Annotated in this window: 15 protein-coding genes; 8 read left to right on the forward strand and 7 right to left on the reverse strand. The window is 39.6% G+C overall.

Annotation, left to right across the window (positions count from 1 at the left end; all coding sequences use genetic code 11):
- Positions 1-59: 59 nt before the first annotated feature.
- From G9H65_RS02430 to G9H65_RS02445, 4 genes are all read left to right on the forward strand, one after another.
- Positions 60-3,065, forward strand: coding sequence for an amidohydrolase family protein (locus G9H65_RS02430; protein ID WP_166373757.1), 3,006 nt, complete (start codon positions 60-62; stop codon positions 3,063-3,065).
- An 11-nt stretch (positions 3,066-3,076) separates the two neighbouring features.
- On the forward strand, positions 3,077-4,375 hold the full coding sequence (locus G9H65_RS02435) for an amidohydrolase family protein (RefSeq protein ID WP_166373758.1): 1,299 nt from the start codon (positions 3,077-3,079) through the stop codon (positions 4,373-4,375).
- A 207-nt stretch (positions 4,376-4,582) separates the two neighbouring features.
- Positions 4,583-4,789 carry a helix-turn-helix transcriptional regulator gene (locus tag G9H65_RS02440; protein WP_109324460.1) on the forward strand — a complete coding sequence of 69 codons (207 nt, stop codon included), beginning with the start codon at positions 4,583-4,585 and terminating at the stop codon, positions 4,787-4,789.
- Between the two features lie 73 nt (positions 4,790-4,862).
- Positions 4,863-5,465, forward strand: a complete 603-nt coding sequence (locus G9H65_RS02445; protein WP_166373759.1) for a hypothetical protein — start codon at positions 4,863-4,865, stop codon at positions 5,463-5,465.
- On the opposite strand, the gene cysM is transcribed toward G9H65_RS02445, so the two are convergent.
- The 4 genes from cysM to bshC are packed head-to-tail and all read right to left on the reverse strand — an operon-like array spanning position 5,454 to position 9,730.
- Complete coding sequence (cysM, locus tag G9H65_RS02450; protein ID WP_166373760.1) at positions 5,454-6,326, reverse strand: cysteine synthase CysM; 873 nt, start codon at positions 6,324-6,326, stop codon at positions 5,454-5,456. The two genes, G9H65_RS02445 and cysM, sit on opposite strands and share 12 nt — an antisense overlap.
- Before the next feature lies 1 nt (position 6,327).
- On the reverse strand, positions 6,328-7,134 hold the full coding sequence (locus G9H65_RS02455; protein ID WP_166373761.1) for a serine O-acetyltransferase: 807 nt from the start codon (positions 7,132-7,134) through the stop codon (positions 6,328-6,330).
- A 15-nt stretch (positions 7,135-7,149) separates the two neighbouring features.
- Positions 7,150-8,175 (reverse strand): tRNA 2-selenouridine(34) synthase MnmH, encoded by a 1,026-nt coding sequence (gene mnmH / locus G9H65_RS02460; RefSeq protein WP_166373762.1) that lies wholly within the window; start codon positions 8,173-8,175, stop codon positions 7,150-7,152.
- On the reverse strand, positions 8,168-9,730 hold the full coding sequence (gene bshC / locus G9H65_RS02465) for a bacillithiol biosynthesis cysteine-adding enzyme BshC (RefSeq protein ID WP_166373763.1): 1,563 nt from the start codon (positions 9,728-9,730) through the stop codon (positions 8,168-8,170). Before bshC ends, mnmH begins: the two co-directional genes overlap by 8 nt.
- A gap of 107 nt (positions 9,731-9,837) precedes the next feature.
- On the opposite strand from bshC, the gene G9H65_RS02470 reads away from it, so the two are divergent.
- Positions 9,838-10,974, forward strand: coding sequence for a PorP/SprF family type IX secretion system membrane protein (locus tag G9H65_RS02470; protein ID WP_166373764.1), 1,137 nt, complete (start codon positions 9,838-9,840; stop codon positions 10,972-10,974).
- A 2-nt stretch (positions 10,975-10,976) separates the two neighbouring features.
- On the opposite strand, the gene G9H65_RS02475 is transcribed toward G9H65_RS02470, so the two are convergent.
- Entirely contained in the window at positions 10,977-11,441 is a 465-nt protein-coding gene (locus tag G9H65_RS02475; RefSeq protein ID WP_166373765.1) for an NADH-quinone oxidoreductase subunit A, read from the reverse strand.
- On the reverse strand, positions 11,441-12,058 hold the full coding sequence (locus G9H65_RS02480) for a DedA family protein (protein WP_166373766.1): 618 nt from the start codon (positions 12,056-12,058) through the stop codon (positions 11,441-11,443). Before G9H65_RS02480 ends, G9H65_RS02475 begins: the two co-directional genes overlap by 1 nt.
- Before the next feature lie 114 nt (positions 12,059-12,172).
- On the opposite strand from G9H65_RS02480, the gene G9H65_RS02485 reads away from it, so the two are divergent.
- The 3 genes from G9H65_RS02485 to G9H65_RS02495 are packed head-to-tail and all read left to right on the forward strand — an operon-like array spanning position 12,173 to position 18,052.
- Entirely contained in the window at positions 12,173-12,556 is a 384-nt protein-coding gene (locus G9H65_RS02485; protein WP_166373767.1) for a hypothetical protein, read from the forward strand.
- A gap of 44 nt (positions 12,557-12,600) precedes the next feature.
- On the forward strand, positions 12,601-16,929 hold the full coding sequence (locus G9H65_RS02490) for a CusA/CzcA family heavy metal efflux RND transporter (RefSeq protein WP_166373768.1): 4,329 nt from the start codon (positions 12,601-12,603) through the stop codon (positions 16,927-16,929).
- A complete protein-coding gene (locus G9H65_RS02495; RefSeq protein WP_166373769.1) occupies positions 16,922-18,052 on the forward strand; it encodes an efflux RND transporter periplasmic adaptor subunit in 1,131 nt (376 codons plus the stop codon). Before G9H65_RS02490 ends, G9H65_RS02495 begins: the two co-directional genes overlap by 8 nt.
- Here G9H65_RS02495 and ispE read toward each other — a convergent pair.
- Positions 18,049-18,858: a 4-(cytidine 5'-diphospho)-2-C-methyl-D-erythritol kinase gene (ispE, locus tag G9H65_RS02500; protein ID WP_166373770.1), complete on the reverse strand. Its 810-nt coding sequence runs from the start codon at positions 18,856-18,858 to the stop codon at positions 18,049-18,051. The genes G9H65_RS02495 and ispE overlap by 4 nt on opposite strands.

The following is an 18,858-nucleotide window of genomic DNA, read 5'->3' on the forward strand; positions in this document are numbered from 1 at the left end:
AAATCAGGTTAAGAAAAACCAATCAATGATTACCTTTAAAACTCATTAACAAACTTACTATGAAACACCTTTTTACCTTGGGGGCAGCGGCCTTCTTATGGGTTATCAGTATTCCTTTGGTGGCCCAAATAACTTACCCAGTAAATGATGTCGCAAATCCACGTCAAGGATATTATGCTTTTACGCATGCGACCATTGTGAAAGATTCAAAAACGACTCTTTCGGATGCAACATTGATTATCCGTCAAGGAAAGATTGAACAAATAGGAAGCAATATTCCCATTCCCAAAGAAGCTGTCATATTGGATTGCCAAGGCAAGTATATTTATCCTTCTTTCATTGATATGTATAGCGACTATGGAACTCCGGCCATCGGAGGTGGGACTTCTAACTTCCGTAGTCCAGCTCAAATGCTGTCCAATACCAAAGGCCCTTATTCTTGGAATCAAGCCTTGAAGTCGGAGTTGGCTCACGTGAAAATATTCCAAGTAAATGAAGCTAAAGCCAAGGAATTAAGACAATCAGGATTTGGCCTTGTTTTGACCCACCAAATGGATGGAATTTCCAGAGGAGCAGGGACCATTGTAAGTTTGTCTAATCAGAAGGAGAATTTAGTCATTTTAAAAGAGAAAGCATCTGCTCATTATTCTTTTAGCAAAGGATCATCTACCCAAGATTATCCAAGCTCTCTAATGGGCAGCGTAGCCTTATTAAGACAGAATTTTTTAGATGCCCAATGGTATAAATCGAAGCCAGGTAAGGAAGGGCTAAACCTGAGTTTATCTTCATATAATGAGCATTTATCTTTACCTCAGATTTTTGAAGTGAGCGATAAATGGTCGGCATTACGTGCAGATAAAATTGGTGATGAATTTGGTGTTCAATACATCATCAAAGCTGCTGGGGATGAATACCAGCGTATGGAAGATATTAAAGCCACGAAAGCGAGCTTCATATTGCCCTTAGCTTTTCCACAAGCCATGGATTTGGAGGATCCTACTGATGCTCGTTTTGTCAATGTAGCTGAATTAAAACATTGGGAATTAGCTCCAACGAATCCAGCGGCATTTGAAAAGGCAGGTATCCCATTTGCCTTAACAGCTCATGGATTGAGAGAAACTTCTTCTTTTTTGACAAACTTGAAAAAGGCCATTCAGATGGGCCTTTCCGAGCAAAAAGCAATGGATGCTTTAACCACGAGTCCAGCGCAGCTTTTAGGAATTGCAGATCAAGTAGGAACTTTGGATGTAGGGAAATTGGCTAATTTCCTGATTACAACTGGACTTGTTTTTCAAGATAAAACTCAAATTGTAGAAAACTGGGTACAAGGAAATGGTTATGGTGTACAAGTAGATGCTTGGTCCAACTTAACAGGAAAATATGCCTTCCAATTAGGTGCTGAGAAATATACTTTACTAGTAAAGACCGACTTAAAAGCTACTTTACAAGGTGCTGATACGATACAGGTTGATTTGATCCAAAAAGATCAATTGGTCAATTTGGTATTTACTAAAAAAGGAGATTCAGGAAAACGTATTCGTTTGACGGGTACTCAACAAGGAGCCAATTGGTTAGGAACAGGACAATTAGCCTCTGGAGACTGGGTTAGTTGGAAAGCAACTCGTGAAGGTGCTTTGGAAGAAAGTAAATCTGATAAAAAAGAAAAGAAATCAGAAGAGGAGGCCCTAGGGTCTTTAGTATATCCATTCAATGGTTTTGGTCAAAAAAGTATACCAAAACAAGAGACTATTTTGATTAAAAATGCGACGGTTTGGACCAATGAAAAACAAGGTGTTTTGAAAGAAACAGACGTTTTGGTGAAGAATGGGAAAATCGTTTCGGTGGGTAAAAACCTTAAAGATGCTTCTGCGAAAGTGATTGATGGAAGCAACAAGCACGTTACAGCAGGAATTATTGATGAGCATTCACACGTGGCAGCTACCGGTGGAATTAACGAGTGCTCCCAGTCCGTTACGGCTGAGGTGCGAGTGGCGGATGTAATTGATCCAGAAGATGTGGACATTTACAGACAATTAAGCGGAGGCGTAACAAGCAGTCATATTTTGCATGGAAGCTGTAATACGATAGGCGGTCAGACTCAATTAATCAAGTTCCGTTGGGGGCAAAATGCCGAACAAATGAAATTTGCTAATTGGGATCCCTTCATCAAATTTGCTTTAGGAGAAAATGTGAAGCGGTCTTATAATACAGCTAATAATCGTTTTCCCGATACGCGTATGGGCGTGGAGCAAGTCCTAATGGATGCCTTTACACGCGCCAGAGAATATGAAAAATTAGGACCCGGCAAACGCATTGATTTAGAATTAGAAACTTTATTGGAAATTCTCAATAAGAAGCGATTTATAACTTGCCACTCCTATGTTCAGAGTGAAATTAATTCCATGATGAAGGTGGCAGAAAGTTTCAATTTTACTGTAAATACATTTACGCACATTTTAGAAGGTTATAAAGTGGCCGACAAAATGAAACAGCATGGAGCCAATGCCTCGACCTTCAGTGATTGGTGGAATTATAAAATGGAGGTTTTGGATGCCATTCCTCAAAACGCCTATATCATGCAAAAAAATGGAATTAATGTAGCCATAAATTCAGATGATGCGGAAATGGCTCGTCGATTGAATCAAGAAGCTGCTAAATCAGTGAAATATGCAGGAATGAGCGAGGAAGATGCCTTGAAAATGGTCACCTTGAATCCAGCCAACATGTTGCACGTAGCGGATCGTGTGGGAAGTATCAAAGCAGGCAAAGATGCCGACTTAGTACTTTGGTCTGCGCATCCATTAAGTATTTATGCCAAATCCGAAAAGACCATTGTAGATGGCATGATTGTATTTGATCGTGATTTAGATGCGACCTTACAAGCTAATTTAAAAGCGGAGAAACAACGATTGGTTCAGAAAATGGCCAATGCTAAAAAGGGAGGAGCTAGCACAAGGCCAGCTGCACCTACTTTTAAAGAAATGAATAATTGCGAAGAAGATCACCAACACGACAAAAGTCTTTGGGAGCGTATCCAATCACGCATGGTATTGACAGAAAATTAATCGACATCCACATGAAAAAAATATTCATAGCTATACTAAGTATGATTTCCATAGGGCTACAAGCTCAGGAGACCATGCATCCCTCACCTGCACAAACAAAGAAAATTGTCATTACAGGAGCAACCATTCACGTAGGAAATGGGCAAGTGATTGATAAAGGTAATTTGATCATAGAGAAGGGGAAATTGAAAATAGAAACATCAAATCCTAGTTTAGGGTCAGATGTAGAACATATTGATGCTACAGGCAAACATATTTATCCGGGAATTATTGCGCCTAATACCAATTTAGGATTGGTGGAGGTTAGTTCAACACGAGCTACGGTAGACTACCTAGAATTGGGTGATATACATCCAAATGTTCGTTCCTTGGTAGCATACAATACCGACAGTAAAGTCATTAATACCTTACGTACCAATGGTGTTTTATTGGCACAGATTGTACCACAAGGAGGATTGATTTCAGGAAGTTCGAGTGTTGTCCAATTGGATGCTTGGAACTGGGAAGATGCAGCTTATTTGGTTGACGAAGGAATACATATGACCATGCCAGCTTTGATCAATCGTCCCAATAATATGCGTCGAGGAAATACGGCATCAGGAGATCCTGTAAGGGCTGGTTTAGCTAGAATAGAACAAGCCAAGGGGTTTTTCAGAGAAGCGAAAGCCTATTTAAATGAAAAGTCACATGCGGAAGTCAATTTGAAATTTGAAGCAGTGAAAGGATTGTTTAATCGTAGTCAATCCCTGTATATTCATTGTGATTTAGTGAAGGAAATGCTGGCGGCCATTGAATTGAACAAAGAGTTTAACTTCAAAATGGTCATTGCAGGTGGAGCAGATAGTTGGATGATTGCGGATATTTTGAAGGAAAATCAAGTAAGCGTGATCCTTTCAGAGCCACATAGTTTACCTGCTACTGAGGATGATGCAGTGGATCAACCGTATAAAACAGGAGCGATGTTATACAAAGCTGGTGTTTTGGTAAGTATTAGCCAAGATTCAGGGGATGGCTATACACAGCAAAGAAATTTGCCTTTCATGGCTGGTACTTTAGCAGCTTATGGTTTGAGTAAAGAGGAGGCATTGCAGGTTATTACTTCCAATCCCGCTAAGATTTTAGGCATAGAAAAGAGAACGGGAACGATTGAAAATGGAAAAGATGCCAACATCTTGATTTGTCAGGGTGATTTATTGGACATGAAGTCTAGTGTCTTGACGCACGCCTTCATCCAAGGTCGGGCTATCGATTTACAAAACAAACATACTCAGCTGTTTGAACGATATAAATATAAATATCAAATTAAATAGTGATCGGCCTGTGCTCTTTTGGCATAGGCCATTTTTTTGATTTTACTACCAAGCCTGAAATTCTCATTTCAGGCTATTTTTTTGCATATTATATAGGGTCAATATCAAAATAATCATAAAATAAGATATTTTTTTTAGTGGCATTTGTAATTTATACTTCAATTCGAAACATTTGAATTAATTAATATCACCTAACCAATTAATAGTATGAAAACCAAACATTTATTCTCCGTTGCTTTGATTAAATCGAGGCAATCTTTGCAACTCACCCAACAACAAGTAGCCAGTGCTGTAGGAGTAAGCCAAAGTGCTTATAATTATTGGGAATCTGGTAAACATTATCCTAACGCGACGAAGATTTTTCAGTTGACCAAAGTGCTTAAAATTCCATTGGAAGAAGTTATGGCCAGTTGAATACTACCTAGATCAAGCCGGTTTCTCAAAAGCCGGCTTTTCTATTTCTTATTTAGGGATTATCCGTACCTTTATGCCCGCATCAAACAATGATCTTGTTTTGAGAAATTCAAATCTACATATCCCTCAATTTGTGCCTTTTTTCTGTTTATTGGCAGGATTACTATTTTTTTCATGTAGTGAATCGGTCAATACGAGTCCTAAAAACACGTATTTTGCTTGGGCTGATTTACTTCATTCTTACATTAAATCGTTTGAGGAAACTAAACCCAAAGTGCATAAAACAGTATTTTTGGATGGAGTTAAGGAAGTAAAAGTGGTCTCTGATATTGATTGGGCCAAGGAGTGGGCCTTGTTTTTGGAAGCGGATTTGAATAAACCAGCATTTGAAAAAAGCTATGACAATCTATCCGAACCAGATTTGATTTGGTATTCTTTGAAATTGGGAGAAACCTTACCTGTAAAGAAGTTTATGGTGCATCTTGATGGCCTTAATAGACCTACGCGCGTTGAGATCGAAGTTTCTCAACAGAACTTCCTTTTTGAAACCAGCAAAAATTTGCAAATGACATTTTCAGATGGCCATGTACAAACGTATTATATTGAGGGAAGTCAAAAATTACGCTGGGGTAAACCTACGCATTACAAGCTCTTAGGGGTTTTACTATCCAAATAGATTACTGGAAAGATAGCGGTCGCCGCGGTCACAAATAATACACACAATCACGCCTTCTTGAAGTTCTTCAGCTAAACGAATACTAGCGGCTACAGCTCCTCCACTGCTCATTCCTCCAAAAACTCCTTCTATTTTAGCGAGTTTTCTTGTCATAACCACTGCCTCCTCTTCAGAGATGTCCATGATACGGTCCACACGCTCGGGTTGGTAAATTTTTGGGCGATAGGCTTCTGGCCAACGACGAATCCCTGGTATAGAAGAGCCCTCAGTAGGTTGACAGCCAACAATTTGAATGTTAGGATTTTGTTCTTTCAAATACATGGAGGTTCCCATGATGGTTCCCGTAGTACCCATAGAACTTACAAAGTGCGTAATTTTCCCTTGAGTATCTCGGTAAATTTCCGGCCCCGTACTTTTATAATGTGCGAGGTAATTATCTGGATTTTCGAATTGATTCAACAAGATATATTCCCCTGTAGCGGCTTTGTCCACGGCATAATCTCTCGCTTCTTCGATACTCTTGCTTAAGGTAACTTTGGCACCAAATGCTTCCATGGTCAACACTCGCTCACGAGTAGAATTTGCAGGCATAGCTAATTCGATTTCCAAATTATATAAACAAGCAATCATGGCTAGGGCTATTCCTGTGTTGCCAGAAGTGGCTTCAATGAGCTTCATACCGGGTTGAATATCTCCGCGCATTAAAGCCGACTCAATCATGTTTTTAGCAGCTCGATCCTTTACCGATCCCCCAGGGTTATTACCTTCCAGTTTTCCATAAATACGCACATTCTTATTGTTGTGCAATTTGTTTAATTCGACCAAAGGCGTATTCCCTACTAAGTCTAATAATGTGCTCATATTATTCTAAAATAACTTTTGTATTTTCTTGATGGTAAATTTTGGTATTGGGCGCTACACTTCTTGTAAGCCAAACATTACCCCCAATAACCGAATTTTTACCCACCGTTGTATCTCCACCCAAAATAGTAGCTCCTGAATAAATAACTACATCATCTTCTATGCTAGGATGTCTTTTGGTGGAAGCCATACTTTTGTCGACCGACAGCGCCCCTAAAGTCACACCTTGGTAAATTTTAACACGTTCGCCTATAATACAAGTTTCCCCAATGACGATTCCTGTACCATGATCCATGAAAAAGTATTTCCCAATTTTAGCTCCAGGATGAATATCAATACCTGTTTTAGAATGAGCAAATTCCGTTAGAATACGAGGAATTAATGGAACCCCCAACGCACAAAGTTCATGGGCCAAACGATAAAATGCCAAGGCATAAAAGCCAGGATATGTTCTTATTACTTCAAAATCAGTATTGGCCGCCGGATCCCCATTGACCATAGCTTCTACATCAGTCAGTAAGGTTTCATATACCTTAGGAATACGTGCCATGTAGGCCTGCGTTAAGCTATGTGGGTCCGTAGGCAATTCGTTTTTCATCGAGTGTAGCATGGATTCTAATCCATTTTCGATGCTTTCCCAGACAGCTACCAATTCCTCTTTTTGAGAAAAATGTTTACGAGTTTGCTCTGGAAAAAGTGTCAGAATAATCTTCGTAAATAGTTTTTTTATATCTGATGTAGCTGGAAAATCACGAGTTTGCTCATGTTTTGCCAGTATAGTATCTAAAAATTCTGAAGGTAACATCATCTTCGGTTATCGTTTTTAGGCATTCATAATATGTGGAAGAATAGCATCCACCTGCTTTTGCGTATCTAAGGAATGGACCTCTAATCGTTTGATTTTTTCAGGATCTCTTTGCTCCAATCCATGTAAATATGCTTTGTCGTAATATTGCAAGGTAATCGCTGCCACCTCTTCAAACTCGTCTATTTCCAAGCAAGCCATTGCTTTTTGATAGTGTTGCCCACCCAACCGTTTTTTTATTTTTTCGATGGCTTCAGCCAACAATTCTTTGGGATATTGAGCATATACGTCCACTAAATAAGGCAATCGGTATTGGGCATCAATGTCCAAAAATAGTACTGGCGCATCCCGAAGTTGGTTATAAAATTCCAAATTCATGAATACTTTGCCAATATGCCTACTTTCATCTTCCACCCAAATAGTTTGTTGATGATTCAATTGGCTTAATTCTTGAAATAACAAATTTTCAAAATGTTCACTACTTGGCTGCGGGGCTAATCCCAAATGACCAAAAGCAGAACCTCGGTGATGAGCAATTCCTTCCAAATCGATGACTTGAAATCCTCGCTTTTTCATTTCCAATAATATTTCCGTTTTCCCACTGCCTGTCTTCCCTCCTAATACATGTAAAGGAAGGGGATTTGCTAGGTTTTTTAATACCAAATGTCGGTATGCTTTGTAACCTCCAATCAACAATTTGACGGACAAACCAGCAGTTTCCAAAAGCCAGGCCATACTTCCACTACGCATTCCTCCTCGCCAACAATGGATTAACAAAGGTTTTCCTCTGGATAATTTTTTGGCAGATTTTACCCAGGAGGCTAATTTGGGTCCTACGATGGATAGCCCCAATTCCACGGCTTTATCCTTACCCTCTTTTTTATAGCATGTGCCGACGGCAGCCCTTTCCTCATTGTTGAACATAGGAAAAGAAATGGCACCCGGAATGTGGGCTCTTTCATATTCACCAGGAGAACGAACATCTAATATTACCCCTTCAGAAGAAGCGGAAAGAAAATCCAAAGGGCTAAGTTTATCAGGCATTGGGCGACTGTAAAGGAATCACGTAAAGTTCAAAATTTAATGGATCAAAGCTATCTAATAAGTCCTGAATTAGACTAGGCTTATCCAAGTAAAAATCTAGGAGGTTATCGTATCTCTCTTGCCAATTGCCATGTGGAAACAAATGGGCTTTCACTTGTTGTATTTGACGAATTGCCGTTTCATGATTTCTTTCTTCTGCGCGTTTTAACTTTTTCGCCATCCTTTCCAAGCCATTTACCCAACGTTGTCTTTCCGCCAAAATACTACCTTCCAAGGTCGGATCTACTTGTTTGGCTTTATGGACCATTTGTTCTAAAATCGGATTTACAGACTCTATTTCTTGATTGAAATCTAGGCTGTAAACTGAATTTTCAAGGACATATTTTCGGACTAAGGATGATTCAGGTAGAAACAAATCACTGATTTTTATCCCTAGTTTTTCTATTCTCTTTTGTTCCACTTGAGGTAGGAGTAAAGCAAAATTTCTTGGCAAAACAATGGGATAAGGAATCTGGTGATGATCAAATATTCCTTTCAGCTGTAGCCAATAAGCCACTTCCGCTGGACCGCCTAAATAGGCAAGATTGGGTAAAATACATTCTTGAAAGACTGGCCTTAAAACGACGTTGGGGCTAAATCTTTCAGGGTGTAGTTGAAGCTCTTGTTTTAATTCTTCCGTATTGAACTGAATGGATTGGTTCAAAACCTTATACCATTCACCTTGCTTTTCAATGCGTTCTCTGACGCCATCTATTAAATAGAACAAATTAATTCCTCGGGCATTGATTTGGGTTTTATACCCCAAATCATTCAATTGCTGATTTTGTTTTTCTACCAATGTCTCATGGACATGATCCAACAAATCGGCTTCCATCACAGGAAGAAATAGAGATTTTAAACGGGAATCATCGGCGTCTAAACAAACTAATCCTTCAGCACCAAAAAGTTCATGCATGTAACATCGAACGGCTTCTGATAAGGTATTATTTTGAGTATAAGCTTTTTGAAAAATAGGCAATGAATAAGGCAATGATTGTAGAAAATCTTGTATCCCTTCTAGGTTAAATCTCCCCACCGCTCCTTGCTGTTGTGTATTCCAAGAGTAGGTCTTTTGGTTTAAGTGCACATGATTTATTTCATCCCAATCATGGTCCTCGGTTGCCATCCAATAAACAGGAATAAAATTAAATGTCGGATATTCCGCTTTTAATTTTTTAGCCAAATTGATGGTAGATACTATTTTGTAGATGACGTACAAGGGGCCGGTCATGAGATTGAGCTGATGACCCGTGGTTACTGTAAACGTATTTGAATCAAGTAGTTTTTCAATAGCAGGTTTGTTTTCGATACCTTGATATTGATCTTGAAGTACTTCTACTAAAGTTTGTCGATTGCTGATAGGGAATGACCTTTTATCAGCTAATTGATTTTTAAAGCCAGCAATGTTCGGGCTATTTTGATATAAGTTTTTTAAATTAGGTTTCTCGTCTAAATAGTCCAACAATAATGAGCTGAAGGCAGTAAGTTGAGATAGCGGGTAGCTTTGGATAGGCATATGGTTGATTAGAAAGGGCCGTTAATATATAAAAACCCAACTGTTTTCCAGAAAGTTCGAGCGAAATTAAATATATTTAACAGAATTTTGAGGTTCTAATTTTTCAAATGAGATTTTTCGCCGTTCTTTTCTTACTTCTAGTTGCGCATGTGGGCTTTGCACAACAAACACCTCAAGTTACTCAATTCATGATGAATCGTTATCTGTATAACCCGGCTTTTGCAGGTTTTGAGGATTATACGGATATTAAAGTGGGGTATCGCCAGCAGTGGGTAGGTTTATCAGAAGGAATGAAGACCTTTAATGCTACAGCCAATTGGTCCATTGATAAGTCGGACAGGACCTCCACGGGGCCTACGCCTTACATGTCTAAAACCATTCGTAGGTCTTTTAATCCTACTAAACGTAGAAAAAAAGACTATCGCTGGGAATTTCACCAAGGTTTGGGATTACAGGTTCAAGCAGATCAATTTGGCCCTATGTCGACTTTTTCGGTAGCAGGCTCGTATGCTTACCATGTATCCTTGGGTGGGGAAGATAAGTTGTCTGTTGGAGCAACAGGCGGATATTATTCCAGGGGTTTAAACATGAATAATTTTGATGTAAAAGATGGGGGAGACCCTTTGATTTTATATTTAGATCCACCAGCCGGAACGGCGATCACATCGGCACCTACTCCTTATGGATCCCTCACAGCAGGCCAATTAATGGCCAATGTCGGGGTACTTTATTACAATCGAGAATTTTTCTTAGGCCTTTCTGCGAATCAATTGATTTTCGAGAACTTTACCTATGAACGCTCCGACCCTTCAGCTTTAGATACGCTTAGTAGAAGGTATTATTGGCCTAACAATTCCGATTTTGATAATGATAAGGTCATGACAAGGGCCTTATATTCGGGTACCATGAAGCCCAACTTATTTGCCATGATAGGCTATCATTTTAGAACGTCTAAGTATTTCACCGTTTCACCAGCTGCCTTAGTGAAATTTTATAAAGCAGGAACCATGTCCATTGAAGCAAATGTAAAAGCCGATTTCAATCAACAGTTTTGGATGGGTTTTGGATACCGACATAAGGAATCCTATTCGGCCATGTTTGGAGTTCAACTCCGGCATAATATGCACATGTCTTATTCGTATGACTTGAATGCCAACGGACTAGCCTATCAGTCCATGGGTTCACATGAAATAGTATTTGGAATCACAATAAATAATAGGATAGGAGTTCCAACTCCGCATTGATATTATTCTGAAACGTATTTATCTCGAATTTTTTGGTAAGCCTGATCGGGAATTGGGCTGTCATTAGGAAGCTGCGGTGCTACTGGCTTTTCCCAATTTAAATATCCCTTAACCCAGGCTAATGCAAGCCCAAGCGCTAAAATTCCAATAAAAATAAACATCTCGACTAAGGCATAAGTAGACCATATGGGGCTAGCCTCTTCTAATTCGGGATGATGGAAAACGGAGGCCCAAGGAAAAAGGAATATAAGTTCGATTTCAAACAGGACAAACATCAAGGCAATCAAATAAAAACGAGGGTTGAAGCGAATGTTGGCATTCCCCATAGGTGCTTCTCCAGACTCATAAGTGCTCAGTTTTTCAACATTAGGGCGATTCGGCCTAATCCATTTGGCGAGGGTTAAAATAATGGCTAAGAATAGAATTCCTGCGATCAAAAAGGCCGCAACATATGCGAAAGCTTCCATTACTGCCTCATTTTTAAATAACCTTTAATGACGGTAAAGGTAGTTATCCCTAAGAAAAACAATATAATGTAGTGTACATAATTAATAATCCATGGGAAATGCTGGCCAAGGTAATAACCGGAAGTAACCAAAATCCCTACCCAAAGGCCTCCGCCAATGACATTTAATAATAAATAACTGTACCAAGGCATTCTACTAATACCTGCCAAGATGGGAGTGAAGGTTCTAACTACAGGTAAAAATCGACTGATAACCAAGGCCATAAAGCCGTATTTATCGAAAAATTCACGGGTTGAATCCAAATGTTTTTTCTTAAAAAAGAGGCTGTCAGGTCTATTTTCTAGGGATTTGCCAAAGAAACGCCCAGATAGATAACCTACGAGAGATCCGATTACTGCCGCCAAAAATATGCTGGCTAATAAACCCGAAAGTGGTTCTTTTAAGACACCTGTGCCGCCAAAAACGCCCGTTAAAAAAAGTAAATAATCGCCAGGGAGGAAAAAGGCAAAAAATAGACCATTCTCAGCAAAAACAATCAATGTAATAACAAGCAAGCCAGAGCGAATGATGGTTTCAGAATCAGTTAACTGATGCCACAAAATATTTATTTCATCCATAATAGGGGCTATACAAGCTTATTAATCGTTGGTTTTTAGGCTTTTGTCTCAAAAAAATGTACATTGAGACTATAAATATCCATTAAAATTTCCATTTTTTCCTACATTTGAGCTATGAAAACTTGGCTAGCCTCCATCCTTTTTGTGATTATCTTTGCGGGATCCTGGATTCCGAAGGTGGGTATGGAACAAAGTTTCAAGGCGAATGAATTGCTAAAACACTTTCAAGATCATAAGCGTCAGGCACCAGCAGGATTTAGTTTCATGGATTTTCTTTGGATGCATTATGCTGCCGATTCCAAACACGCTAAAACAACCAGTCATCCTAGTTTACCTAGTTTTGATTTTAGTGGCGTAAGTGGATATGTCCTACCTTCCATTTATTTAGTCTTTATCTTACCACTACTTTTTGTGTTGCCTCGTCGCCAGTTAATCAATTGGCAAAATCTATATCGTTTTTCATTAGCGAGAGTGCTAATTGCACCTCCACGGTACTAGGGAATTGACATTCATTTCCTTACGTTCACCAATTCCATTGAAAAATGATTCATTCGATAATATATTTTAGTATTCGAAATAAACTCATTGTAGGTTTATTCGTCTTAGGTCTTGTGGCATGGGGTGGCTATTCGCTCACTCGTTTGCCCATTGATGCATTGCCTGATATCACTTCGAATCAGGTACAAGTCATCACACAATCTCCCGCTTTAGCTGCGTCTGAAGTGGAAAAATTTGTCACTTATCCATTAGAGATTTCGTTGAGAACCATCCCCAATGTGAAGGATATTCGTTCCATTTCTCGTATGGGATTATCCATTATTACCGTCGTCTTTGAAGATGAGGTAGCCATGGAGGTAGCGCGACAGCAGGTTTCGGAAAAATTAAAAGCCGCGGAACCTTATTTACTACGTGGAGCAGGTATTCCTGAAATGGCTCCGATCACCACGGGTTTAGGGGAATTCTATCAATATACCTTGGACGTGGACCCTGAATTTAGGGATCAATATTCATTAGCGGATTTACGTACCTACCAAGATTGGATTGTCAAACGTCAATTGCTGGGAATCAAAGGAGTAGTTGAAGTCAGTTCTTTTGGGGGCTATGTCAAACAATATGAAGTAGCCATTAATCCTGAGCGAATTCGTGCGATGGACATCAGTATCGACGAGCTATTTACTGCCCTAGAAAATAATAATTCCAATTCAGGTGGTAGTTATTTAGAGAAGGGAACCGATGCCTATTTCATTCGTTCAGAAGGGATGATACAGTCCTTAGCCGATATCGAAAATACGGTAATTAAACAGCGTGGTTCAGGTGGATTGCCCGTTTTCGTCAGAGATGTTGCCCAAGTTCAATTTGGGAAAGCGGTACGTTATGGTGCCATGACAAAAAATGGGAATGGAGAGGCAGTGGGTGCGGTCATGCTTTTGTTAAAGGGAGCGAATGCCAATACCGTAGTGAAGGATGTGAAAGAACGTATGGAATTGATTCAAAAAACGCTACCGCAAGGAATTCACATCAATGCCTATTTAGATCGAAGTATCTTAATTGGTAAAGCAATTAATACCGTTGAGAAAAACTTAATTGAAGGGGGATTAATCGTCGTGTTTATCCTGGTACTCTTATTAGGGAATTGGCGAGCAGGGCTTATTGTGGCATCCATGATTCCTCTTTGTTTGCTATTTGCTTTTGCCATGATGCATATCTTTGGCGTTTCGGCCAATTTAATGTCATTAGGGGCCATCGATTTTGGTTTGATTGTAGATGGAGCGGTGATCATTGTGGAATCCATCATACATCGACTCCATTCTAGGAGGAAAGGAGAAGTCCTAAGTCAACATGAAATGGATGAAGAAGTAAATATCTCAGCTCAAGCCATTTTTAAATCGGCAGCCTTTGGTGTCATCATTATTCTAATTGTGTATTTACCGATCATGGCATTAGGAGGGATTGAGGGTAAAATGTTCCGACCTATGGCCCAAACAGTTTCGTTTGCCATTTTTGGAGCTCTGTTGCTTTCATTAACCTATGTACCGATGATGTCTTCCTTATTTCTAAGTAAAAAGGTGAGTCATAAGATTACCTGGGCTGATAGAATCATGAACTTTATGTATGGCAAATACAGTCCTATCGTCAACTGGGCACTCAGCAATCGCAAGAAAGTGGTCATCGCGTCCTTTGTACTATTAACAGGAAGTATAGGTTTATTTACCACCTTGGGAGGGGAATTTATTCCCGAGCTGAATGAAGGCGATTTTGCAGTAGAAACAATCTTGCCAACCAATGCCTCCCTATCTCAAAGTATAGCGGTCAACAATAATGCGCAGGCCTTGTTGCTTAAAAAATTCCCAGATGAAATTAAGCAAGTCGTGTCACGAATTGGAGCATCGGAGATCCCAACGGATCCTATGGGAATCAATGCCTGTGATTTAATCATTATATTGAATGAACCTAGTGTTTGGAAGAAAGCCAAAAGCATGGAGGAATTGGAAGAAAAAATGGATCGAGAGTTAGATGCTTTTCCTGAAGTAAACTTTGAATTCACCCAGCCTATTCAAATGCGTTTTAATGAGTTGATTGCGGGTGTTAAATCCGATGTGGCTATTAAAATATTTGGCGAAGATCTAGAAATCTTGTTTGATAAAGCGACTGAAGCAGCTCGTTATATTCGAAATATCGAGGGAGTGGGTGATATCAAGGTTCAGCAAATCGACGGGGTGCCGCAATTAGTTGTTCATTATAATCGCGCTAAAATGGCCCAGTATGGTTTACGTATTCAAGATGTGAACAGACGAGTGAAAATGACATTTGCAGGAGAAACGGCTGGTTTGGTGATGGAAGGAGAAAAGCGCTTTGACTTAGTTGTTCGTTTGGATTCAGCGCATCGTGCCGATATTCAAAATTTGAAGGAGCTTTATTTAGATTTACCGAATGGATCTCAAATTCCACTGGAAGAAGTGGCCACGGTAGATTATCAAAATGCACCTGTCGAAATATCTCGTGATAATACCAATCGACGGATTACCATTGGTATTAATGTGAGAAATAGAGACGTACAAAGTGTTGTAACAGACATTGAAAAGGTGATGAAGAATAAAATCACTTTGCCAGCTGGTTACTATGTCAAGTACGGTGGTACATTTGAAAACCTTCAAGCGGCAAAATCCAGATTGTCCATTGTGGTTCCATTGGCATTAGCCTTAATTTTTGCGCTTTTGTTTTTTACATTCAATTCCATGTTAGAAGCGGCCATCATTTATTTGGCTATCCCACTTTCCGCCATTGGGGGGATTTGGGCTTTATATTTAAGGGGGATGCCTTTTTCAGTTTCCGCAGGAATTGGTTTTATCGCTTTATTTGGTGTGGCGGTATTGAATGGAATTGTTCTACTTTCTTTTTTCAAACAATTAGCTACGGAAGGGTATTCGGTAGCAGAGCGACTAAAGAAAGGGCTCGAATTGCGTTTCCGTCCAGTTATCATGACTGCTTCTGTGGCTTCTTTAGGCTTCTTACCCATGGCTTTGAGTCAATCACCAGGTGCGGAGGTTCAGCGACCCTTGGCCACGGTGGTTATTGGAGGCTTAATCACAGCTACCTTTCTAACGCTGGTAGTTATTCCTGTGGTTTATTCTTTGGTGATGACAAGAAGAGAAAAAAAGTTGAAGTCGCAGCCTATGATTGTTTTGGTGATTTTAGCCGGCTTAATGCTTAGTTTTTCAAGCTTAGGTCAGGGATCTAAACCGGTTTTGACCTTGTCTAACTGCATGCAGGATGCATTACAACATAATGCTTTATTGAATACTGGAAACCTAGAAATTCAAAGTGCAGAAGCATTGATTCAGTCTGGAAAGGATTTGCCAAAAGGAAGTATTGATTTTCAATATGGTAAAACGCAAACATATTTTAGTCAGGATTATACCATTATTGCTTCCCAAAGTATTCCGTGGCCAACCTTGTTAAGAGCTCAAGTAAAAGCACTGACTTCCCAAAAAATGTTGGTAGAGAAAAGGCAAAAGATTACGCAAATCTTAGTACTGTCAAGCGTTAAATGGTATTACTATCAACTGTTAATTCAGCAAAAACATCTAGAATATTTACATCAACAAGATAGTATCTATTCCCAAATGTTGAAGGCAGCTAGTGTCCGTTTTAAACAAGGAGAAACGAACCGATTAGAGGTGGTTGCTGCTGAAGCGCGTTTGAGGGAATTTCAACAGAAGCAGCTTTCCTTGCAAGCAGATATTCAGGCTAATTATCAGATTTTGGCTTACTGGATGAATCGTAAGGAAGCGTTTGTGATACAAAATTCAAATGCTTTAACGATGCAAGCGCCTCTAATTCCAGCTGATTTAGCTAAAAATCCTACGCTTCAATTGTTGGAAGAACAGGTTGTTCATGCCAAACTTCAAACAGAGGTGGAGAAGAATAAAATGAAACCAGATATTCGGATAGGAGCCACAACGCAGAGTATTGAAAATTATGGAGGTCAGAACTTTGTTCAGGCGGGTTTAGCCTTACCCATCTTTGCCAAAGGACAGAAGGCGCGTATTTCTGCCGCTCAAAAGCAAGAACAAGTAATTGCAAGCCAAAAAGATCAGGTACTCAGTCAAATAAGTACAGATTTACAAAATGCTCAAATATCCTTGGGCAAATTTGGCAATTCATTGAAGTACTATCAACAAACAGCCTTGCCTCAAGCAGAATGGTTGGTTCAAACGGCTTTGAAAAGCTACCAACAAGGGGAAATCGAGTATGTTGAAATGCTACAAAATACGCAACAAGCTTGGCAGATTAGAGAACAATATTTACAGGAAGTTTTGGCATATAATCAAAACATCATTCAAATTGAAACCATTTTAGGAAATGAATAAGCACATCATATATCAATGGATTACCCTAATTTTCATCGGCGGATTGTTGGCCTGTGGAAGTAAAGAAACAGAATCGGCAGAAGCTGAAACAGCTGTGTCAAGTATCAAGCTAAGTGCCGAGCAGAAACAAAATGCTGGAATTGAATTAGGAGAACTAGAGGAAAAAGAAATGTCCTCCGAAGTGTCTTGCACGGGTTTGGTGGATGTGCCGCCGATTTCAATGGCTTCTGTTTCACTGCCAATAGCGGGCTATGTCAAATCGACTTTTGAAATATTACCAGGAAAGCTAGTACACAAAGGACAGGTTTTAGCCACGATTACCAGTTTGGATTATATTCAAATGCAACAAGAATATATTCAGGCATTGAGTCAGCAAACCTATTTGACTTCAGAGAAATCTCGTCAACAAGTTTTGAATACAGAAGAAGTAGGGTCTAAGAAGAAACTCCAATTGGCGGAGGCTGATTTTTCAAATGTACAGGCGCAGGTCAAATCGCTGGGCTTGAAATTGGAAATATTAGGGTGTGATTTGAAATCGCTCTCTAAGGGAAATATCTCTTCCTATTTGCAATTGAAAGCTCCCATAGATGGCTATATCGTGGATGTATTTATGTCCATTGGAAAGTATGTTCAGCCCACTGATGAATTGGTGAAGCTGGTTGGTATAGCTCACAAACATGTGGAGTTGAAAGTGTTTGAGAGAGATTTAAGTAGTTTAAAGATAGGTCAAACAATCCAATTTGAAGCAGAAGGAATGCAAGGGAAAGGGAAAGTGTTTTTGATTGGCAAGCAGGTCGATTTAAGTACTCGAACCACCTCGGTTCATGGTCATTTTAATAATGAATCTGATGAACAACGATTTACTGTTGGCCAATTTATCAATGCAAAGATTTTGGTAGGTAATCAAAAAATGAAAACCATTCCTCAGGCTGGTTTAGCTCGAGTAGGTAAGGGAGGATTTATTTATGTAGAAAACCCACAAGGGATCATGGAACAGGTTCCTGTAAAAGTACTTAGTTCCAATGAGGAATTTGTTGGGGTGCAACCTACGAAGACCATGCCAGCAGGAAAGGTTGTCATTAAAGGAGCCTCTGCCTTAGAGGCGATCTTTGCTAAGGACTAAGAAATTATACCTTGGAAACAAGTGAAGTCGGTCCAGCGCTCAGCTAGGTCGACTTCTTTGTTGAATATCCCAAAGATGGTAGACCCCGAACCACTCATCGCGGCATAAAGGGCACCTTGATCATATAAATCTTGCTTAATTTGAGCTAGTATAGGGTATTTCGGGAATAAGCTTTGTTCAAAATCATTGGAAATAAGGTCTTTCCAGCTTTCTAAAGGCTTTTGAATGGCTTGGGCCAAATCAATTTTTGCTGGCTGCGGTTTGACTTGAGAGTATGCTTCCTGCGTAGAAATGCCAAAATTAGGATATATCAGGACGACATGATGACCTTGTAAAGAACAGGCAATAGGACTTAATTCGTCGCCTTTACCTTTGCCTAATTGGGCCTGTTGGAAAAGGAAAAAGGCACAATCGCTGCCTAATTGTTGGGCGTAGGGGACTAATTGTTCGTTCGTTAGAGGTAATTGAAAGAAATCTCGTAAACCCATTAAAGTAAATGCGGCATCAGCAGATCCTCCACCTAATCCTGCTCCCATGGGTATGATTTTATGTACATGTAGATGTACAGGTGGTAAATTAAAATCCTTAGCTAATGCGTTGTAGGCTCTAAGACATAAATTATTTTGAACTTCACCTGAAATAGGCAGGCCTGAGGAAGAAAATTCTAGGTGTGGACTTGGACTAATTTCTAGAATATCTGTCCAAGGAACATGAAAGAAGCATGTTTCCAATTCATGAAAACCATCAGGTCTTTTGGCAAGAATGTGTAGGCCGATATTGATTTTGGCATTGGGGAAAAGGACCAT

The sequence above is a fragment of the Aquirufa ecclesiirivi genome (assembly GCF_011250515.1).
In the GTDB taxonomy this organism is placed as follows: domain Bacteria; phylum Bacteroidota; class Bacteroidia; order Cytophagales; family Spirosomataceae; genus Aquirufa; species Aquirufa ecclesiirivi.